Origin of the sequence: Glycomyces amatae (assembly GCF_020991375.1) — a bacterium.
Classification (GTDB): domain Bacteria; phylum Actinomycetota; class Actinomycetes; order Mycobacteriales; family Micromonosporaceae; genus Glycomyces; species Glycomyces amatae.
On sequence record NZ_JAJLQZ010000036.1, the window covers coordinates 26,028 to 32,709 of the forward strand.

The 6,682-nt window shown below is 75.9% G+C and carries 5 protein-coding genes; all 5 read left to right on the forward strand.

The genetic code is table 11. The features are described 5' to 3' along the window. Positions 1 to 70 precede the first annotated feature (70 nt). Positions 71 to 1,378 (forward strand): glycosyltransferase family 2 protein, encoded by a 1,308-nt coding sequence (locus tag LO763_RS27495; RefSeq protein ID WP_230791490.1) that lies wholly within the window; start codon positions 71 to 73, stop codon positions 1,376 to 1,378. Between the two features lie 10 nt (positions 1,379 to 1,388). After that, the gene (locus tag LO763_RS27500; protein WP_230791492.1) at positions 1,389 to 2,195 is read left to right on the forward strand and encodes an S-methyl-5'-thioadenosine phosphorylase; all 807 of its coding nucleotides are present in this window, start codon (positions 1,389 to 1,391) and stop codon (positions 2,193 to 2,195) included. Positions 2,196 to 2,252: 57 nt separating this feature from the next. Beyond that, positions 2,253 to 3,404: a trans-sulfuration enzyme family protein gene (locus LO763_RS27505; RefSeq protein ID WP_230791494.1), complete on the forward strand. Its 1,152-nt coding sequence runs from the start codon at positions 2,253 to 2,255 to the stop codon at positions 3,402 to 3,404. Between the two features lie 328 nt (positions 3,405 to 3,732). Next, positions 3,733 to 5,238, forward strand: a complete 1,506-nt coding sequence (locus LO763_RS27510) for a molybdopterin-dependent oxidoreductase (RefSeq protein ID WP_230791496.1) — start codon at positions 3,733 to 3,735, stop codon at positions 5,236 to 5,238. Positions 5,239 to 5,448: 210 nt separating this feature from the next. Further along, positions 5,449 to 6,660, forward strand: coding sequence for an MFS transporter (locus LO763_RS27515; protein WP_230791498.1), 1,212 nt, complete (start codon positions 5,449 to 5,451; stop codon positions 6,658 to 6,660). Positions 6,661 to 6,682 lie beyond the last annotated feature (22 nt).

Consider the following 6,682-nt stretch of genomic DNA (forward strand, 5'->3'; position numbering starts at 1 on the left):
TCCGAGACTTTCGCATACCGTAAGAATCGTCCGGGCCCTGCGAGGCCGTCCGATCAGTAGCATCGGGCCCATGCAGCGGACCCATCTCCTCGTGCTGGCGAAGGCCCCCGTGCCGGGCCGGTCCAAGACCAGGCTCACCCCGCCGCTGACCACTGTGGAGGCCGCCGCCGTCGCGGAGGCGGCGCTCGCCGACACCCTGGAGGCCGTCGCCGCGTGCGGCGCCGACCGGCGCGTCCTCGCGCTCGACGGCGAGCCCGGCCCGTGGCTGCCCGAGGGCTTCGAGGTCGTCCCGCAGGCGGAGGGCACGTTCAACGAGCGGCTCGCCGCGGCCTGGGCGCACGCGGGCGGCCCGGGGCTCCAGATCGGCATGGACACCCCGCAGGCGACCCCGGCGCTGCTGGACGCGGCGCTCGCGGTCGCCGCGGGCGGGGAGGCCGACGCGGCCCTGGGCCTCGCCGAGGACGGCGGCTGGTGGGCCCTGGGCCTGGCCCGGCCGCACCCGGAGGCGTTCCTCGGCGTCCCGATGAGCCGGGACGACACCGGCCTGATGCAGCGCAAGCAGCTCGAGGCGCTCGGGCTCGCCGTCGCCGACCTGCCGGTGCTGCGCGACCTCGACGACGCCGAGGACGCCCGCGCCCTCGCGAGGACCGCCCCCCGCACGCGGACCGCGCGGAAAGTGCTCGCGCTGCTCGGGCCCGCCGGGCCGGAGCCGGCCGGGGTCGACGTGGTCCTGCCGGTGCTCGACGAGCGCGACGCGCTCCCGTGGGTGCTCGGGCGGATGCCCGAGGGGTACCGGCCGATCGTGGTCGACAACGGCTCCGCCGACGGCTCGCCGGAGGTCGCCGCCGACCTCGGCGCGACGGTGGTGGCCGAGCCGCGGCGCGGCTTCGGCGCGGCCTGCCACGCCGGGCTCGCCGCCGCGACCGCGCCGGTCGTGGCCTTCATGGACTGCGACGCCTCCCTGGACCCCGCCGACCTGCCCGCCGTCTGCGAACCGGTGCTGGAGGGCGAGTCCGACCTGGTGCTCGGCGCCAGGGACGCGGCGGCGGGCGCGCAGCCGCTGCGGAACCGGATCGCCAACCGCTACCTCGCCCGGCAGGTCCGGCGCCGCTTCGGCGCGCGCCTGACCGACCTGGGGCCGATGCGGGCGGCCCGGCGCGAGGCCCTGCTCGGCCTCGCCGTGGCCGACCGCCGCTCCGGGTGGCCCCTCGAGATGGTCCTGCGGGCCGGGCGCGACGGGTGGCGGATCACCGAGCTGCCGGTCCCCTACCGCCCCAGGGTGGGCAGGAGCAAGGTGACCGGGACGCTGGGCGGGACCCTGCGCGCCGTCAAGGACATGCGCGCCCAGCTGGCGCTGTACAAGGCGCGCGGACGATGAGGAGCACGACTTGAACGAGCGATCGCAGCCCCGCGCCGACATCGGCGTCTTCGGCGGCTCCGGCTTCTACTCCCTCGCGGAGGACGTCGAGACCGTGGAGGTCGAGACCGCGTGGGGGCCGCCGTCGGCGCCGGTGGCCATCGCCGCGTTCGGGTCCGAGGACCCGGTGCGGGTCGCGTTCCTGCCCCGGCACGGCGCCGACCACCGGCTCCCGCCGCACCGGGTGAACTACCGGGCCAATGTGGACGCGATGCGGCGGCTGGGCGTGCGGGCCCTGGTCTCGCCGTTCGCGGCCGGGTCGCTGCGCCCCGAGGTCCGCCCGGGCGAGTTCGTCGTCTGCGACCAGCTCGTCGACCGCACCTGGGGCCGGGCCTCCACCTTCTACGACGAGTTCGCGGACGGACCGGTCCACATCCCGTTCGCCGACCCCTACGACCCGCGCCTGCGCCGGGTCCTGCTGGAGGCGGCCGCCGAGGTCGGCGTGACCGCGCACGACGGCGGGACCGTCGTGGTCGTCAACGGCCCCCGCTTCTCCACCCGCGCCGAGTCGCGCTGGCACCGCGAGGCGGGCTGGCACGTGGTGAACATGACCCAGTCCCCCGAGGCGCCCCTCGCCATGGAGGCCGGCATCCCGTTCGCGGGGGTCGCGCTGGTGACCGACTACGACGCGGGCCTCGACGAGGACCCGGAGGTCGAACCGGTGACCGACGCGGCGGTGTTCGCGGTGTTCGAGGCGAACCTCCACAAGGTCCGCGAGCTGCTGGACGCCGCGATGCCCGGGCTGGCCCGGGCCGTGTCCGAACCGGTCGGACGTTAGCGAAAGTTAAGGGCATTTCGTTGTTCGGGGCCTGCCGGGCGCCGTAGCCTCAGCCAGATGAGCGACAAGCGGAACCGGTTCGAGACCCTGGCCGTCCACGGCGGCGAGCCGAGGCCCGGGGCGGACGGCTCGGTGGTCTTCCCGATCTACCAGGGCACGGTCTTCGAGGCCGACCCGGCCGGCGCGGGCGGCGACGTCCCGTACATCAGGCTCGGCACCAACCCCTCGCAGCGCCACCTCCAGCGCCGGCTCGCGGCCCTCGAGGGCGCGGAGGCCGCCGTCGCCACCGGCTCGGGCATGGCCGCGATCACGACCGCGCTCCACAGCGCGCTCGGCGCCGGGGACCACCTGATCGCCGCGGGCGCCTTCTACGGCGGGACCGGCCAGTTCCTCGCCGAGCACGCCGAGCGCCTCGGCTGGGCGTACGACCTGGTCGACCCCGGCGACGAGGACGCCTGGCGGCGGGCGCTGCGCCCGGACACGAAGGCGTTCCTGACCGAGACGATCACCAACCCGACCATCCGGGTCGGCGACCTGGTCGGCGCCGCCCGCTTCGCCCGCGCGCACGGCCTGACGTCCATCATCGACAACACCTTCGCGACGCCGGTGGTCTTCCGGCCGCACACGGTCGGCTTCGACCTGGTGTGCCACTCGGCGACGAAGGCGCTCAACGGCCACTCGGACATCGCCGCCGGGGTGGTGACCGGGTCGGGCGAGCTGATCGGGCGCGTCGCGTCGGTGCTGCGGGCCTACGGCTGCACCCTCGACCCGCACGCGGCGTTCCTGCTCTCGCGCGGGCTCAAGACGCTCGCGCTGCGGGTGCGGCAGCAGAACGCCAACGCGCTGGCGGTCGCCGAGTTCCTCGCCGGGCACGACAGGATCGCGCACGTGCGCTACCCGGGACTGACCGGGCACCCCGACCACCGGCGGGCGGCCGAGTGGTTCGACGGGTTCGGCTCGGTGCTGTCGTTCCAGCCGGTCGGGGGCGCGGAAGCAGCCGAGTCCCTCGTCAAGTCGCTGCGGCTGGCGTACGCGGCGTCGAGCCTGGGCGGGGTGGAGTCGCTGGTGACCCGCCCGGCCGCGGACGGCCACGACGCGTCGGCGCCCGTCGCGACCCCGGGCCTGTCCGACGACCTGGTCCGCTTCTCCGCGGGCATCGAGGCGACCGAGGACCTCATCGCCGACTTCGCGCAGGCGCTGGCGGACTGAGCCGCAAGGGTCGCGGTCCGTCCTCGCCGCTCTCCCCGGCACCGAAACCGCTGCGCCGGACCGCGCGGTATCGCCGACTTCGCGCAGACGCCCGCAGGCTGAGCCGCGGGGGTCGCGGTCCGTCGTCGCCATCCTCCCCGGTCCGGAGACCGCCGCGCCGGACCGCGCCCGGCGCGGCGGCGCTGAGGGGCTCCGATCAGGTCCGGTTCGGAGGTCTCCCTCCGCCGAGCCGGTCGGCCGGCGGCTGCTCCGCGCCACCGCGGCGTTGTTCAGCGGAACGTAAGCACCGGCGCCGGTCATTCGGCGGCGGAAGCGCGATCATGGGGGGATGGACACCACGCATCCCGCCTCGCCGCGCGCCTGGGCCGCGGCCGGACTCCTCGCGACCCTCGCCGGACTGGCGGTCGGCCACCTCGCCGCCGCGCTGACCGAGCCCCGCTCGGCGCCGCTGTCGGCGCTGAGCGACGCCGTCATCGCCGTCGTCCCGCTGGAGGTGTCGCACTGGTTCATCGAGCTGGTGGGCACCGCCGACAAGCCGCTGCTCATCACCGGCCTGGGGATCGGCGTCGCCGCCGCGGGGGCCGGGATCGGGCTGCTCTGGCGGGCCCGCCCGTGGCCGGCGCGGGCCGCCCTCGTCCTCCTCGCCCTGGTCGGCGCGGCCGCGGCCGCCACCAGGCCGGGCCTGGGCGCCGCGGCCGCGCTGCCCTCGGTCCTGGCCGGGGCCGTCGCGTTCGGCGGGCTCCAGTGGTGGGACGGCCGGTACCGGGCGGGCGAGTCCGGAGGGCGGCGCCGGTTCCTGGTCGTCGCCGGGGGCGTCGGCGCGGCGGCGCTCGGCGCGTCGTGGCTGGCCGGGCGCGTCGGGCCGGCCGGGATCGAGGCCGACCGGGACGCCGTGGCGCTGCCGGAGCCGGACCTGCCCGCGACCGATCCGGGTCCGGGCGCGGACTTCGAGGTCGAGGGCCTGTCCTCCTACCGGACCCCGAACGCGGACTTCTACCGGATCGACACCGCGATCACCGTGCCGCGGGTCGATGTGGACACGTGGACGCTGCGCGTCCACGGCATGGTCGACCGGGAGCGGACCTACACGTTCGACGACCTGCTCGGACGCGAGCTGATCGAACGGGACATCACCCTGGCGTGCGTCTCCAACCAGATCGGCGGCGACCTGGTCGGCAACGCCCGCTGGCTCGGCGTCTCGCTCGCCGACCTCCTCGCCGAGGCGGGCGTCGACCCCGCGGCCGACCAGCTCGTCTCGCGCTCCTCGGACGGCTGGACCGCCGGGTCCCCCGCCGAGCTGGTGTTCGACGGGCGCGACGCCATGGTGGCCATCGGCATGAACGGCGAGCCGCTGCCGGTCGACCACGGCTGGCCCGCCCGCCTGGTCATCCCCGGCCTGTACGGGTACGTCTCGGCCACCAAGTGGCTCACCGAGCTCGAACTGACCACGTTCGACTCCTACGACGCCTACTGGATCACCCGCGGCTGGTCCACGCCGCGCCCGATCAAGACCGCCTCGCGCATCGACACGCCCCGCTCGAAGGCGGGCGCCGGGACGGTGGCCGTCGCGGGGGTCGCGTGGGCCCAGCACCGCGGCATCAGCGCCGTCGAGCTCCGGGTCGACGACGGGGAGTGGACGCCGTGCGAGCTGTCCGACGTGGCCACCGGCGACACGTGGCGGCAGTGGCTGGTCGAGTGGGACGCGTCCCCGGGCGAGCACACGCTCACCGTCCGGGCCACCGACGGCGAAGGGGAGGTGCAGACCGAGGTGTCGCAGGGCGTCATCCCCGACGGCGCCACCGGGTACCACAGCGTGACCGTCACCGTCGATTGACGGTTCGCGGCCGCCCGGGGGCCGGTCCTTGCTGAAGGCCAGCCCGGACCGGGCACCGGACGCCCGGGCTGGGGCCCGGCCGCGGTTCGCGAGCGGCCGGGGGCGTCGGGGGTCTGCTGTAGGCTTCCTACGGCCCTCCGTCGGCGCCTCACGGCCGGGCCTCCCCCGCCCTCGCCGCTCGCGCGGCCTCCGCGAACGAGGTGTCGCCCCATGCCCGGACCGTCCGAGCCGAAACCGTCCGATCTGGACCGCAGGTCGGTGGCGGCGCTCCTCGCGCTGGCCGTCGCGGCCTTTTGCTACGTGACCGTGGAGACCGCCCCGGTCGGGCTCCTCGGCGAGATCGCTGCCGACCTCGAGGTCACGCAGTCGCAGGTGGGGCTACTGGTCACCGCGTACAGCATCACGGTCGTGGTGGTCACGATGCCGCTGGTGAAACTGGTCGAGCGGATCCCGCGGCGCCCGCTGCTGCTCGTCCTCATGGGCGTCATGGTGGTCGCGACGACGTGCTCGGCCGCGGCGACGGCGTACGGGTTCCTGTTCGCCGCCCGCGTGGCGACCGCGCTGAGCCAGGCCGTGTTCTGGGGCGTCGTGGGACCGGTCGCGGCGGGCATGTTCCCGCTGCGGATGCGCGGGCGCGTCCTGGCCGTGGTCTTCACCGGCGGGTCGATCGGCCCCATGCTCGGCGTCCCCGGGGCGACCTGGCTCGGCCAGCGGGCCGGGTGGGAGGCGGCGTTCCTCGCGCTCGCGGCCATGGGGCTGCTCGCGTTCGTCACCATCGCCGTCGCGCTCCCGTCCCGGCCGACCCGCAACGAGCACGCCGGGCGCGGGACGACCCCGGACGCGCGCCGGTTCGCGCTGGTGATGGTCACGACGGTGCTCGCGGTCGCCGGGTTCTTCGCCGTCTACACGTACACCTCGACGTTCATCACCTCGGTCGCGGGGATGTCGGCCGCGATGCTCGCGCCGCTGCTGCTGGTCCGCGGCCTCGCCGACTTCGGCGGCATCGCCGCGGGCGGCTTCCTCACCGACCGCGACCAGCGCCTCGCCGTCGCCCTCCCGCTGGCGCTGCTGGCGGCGGTCCTGGCGGCCATGTGGGCGCTGGGGACCGACCCGTGGGTGACCGGCGGGGCGATCGTCCTGACCGGGCTGGCCATGGGCGCGTTCAGCCCCGCGCTCCAGAACCGCGTCATGGAGTTCGCGCCGGGCAGCACCGACACGGCCTCGGCCGCGAACTCCGTCGCGTTCAACATCGGGATCGCCCTCGGCTCGGGCCTCGGCGGGCTCACGCTCGCCCACGGGGGCGCCCGGGGCATCGCGCTGACCGGGGCGCTCTTCGCGGCGGCGGCCGTGGCGACCTCGCTGCTGACCACCGAACCGGTCCGGCGGGACGACCGGCGCGCCGTGGCCGAGGAGGCGGCGTGATCCCGGCGGTCGACCCCTAGGG

Coding starts and splice junctions, on each gene's coding strand:
- LO763_RS27510 (WP_230791496.1), top strand. CDS start 3,733: ATGGACACCACGCATCCCGCCTCGCCGCGCGCCTGGGCCGCGGCCGGA.
- LO763_RS27495 (WP_230791490.1), top strand. CDS start 71: ATGCAGCGGACCCATCTCCTCGTGCTGGCGAAGGCCCCCGTGCCGGGC.
- LO763_RS27515 (WP_230791498.1), top strand. CDS start 5,449: ATGCCCGGACCGTCCGAGCCGAAACCGTCCGATCTGGACCGCAGGTCG.
- LO763_RS27505 (WP_230791494.1), top strand. CDS start 2,253: ATGAGCGACAAGCGGAACCGGTTCGAGACCCTGGCCGTCCACGGCGGC.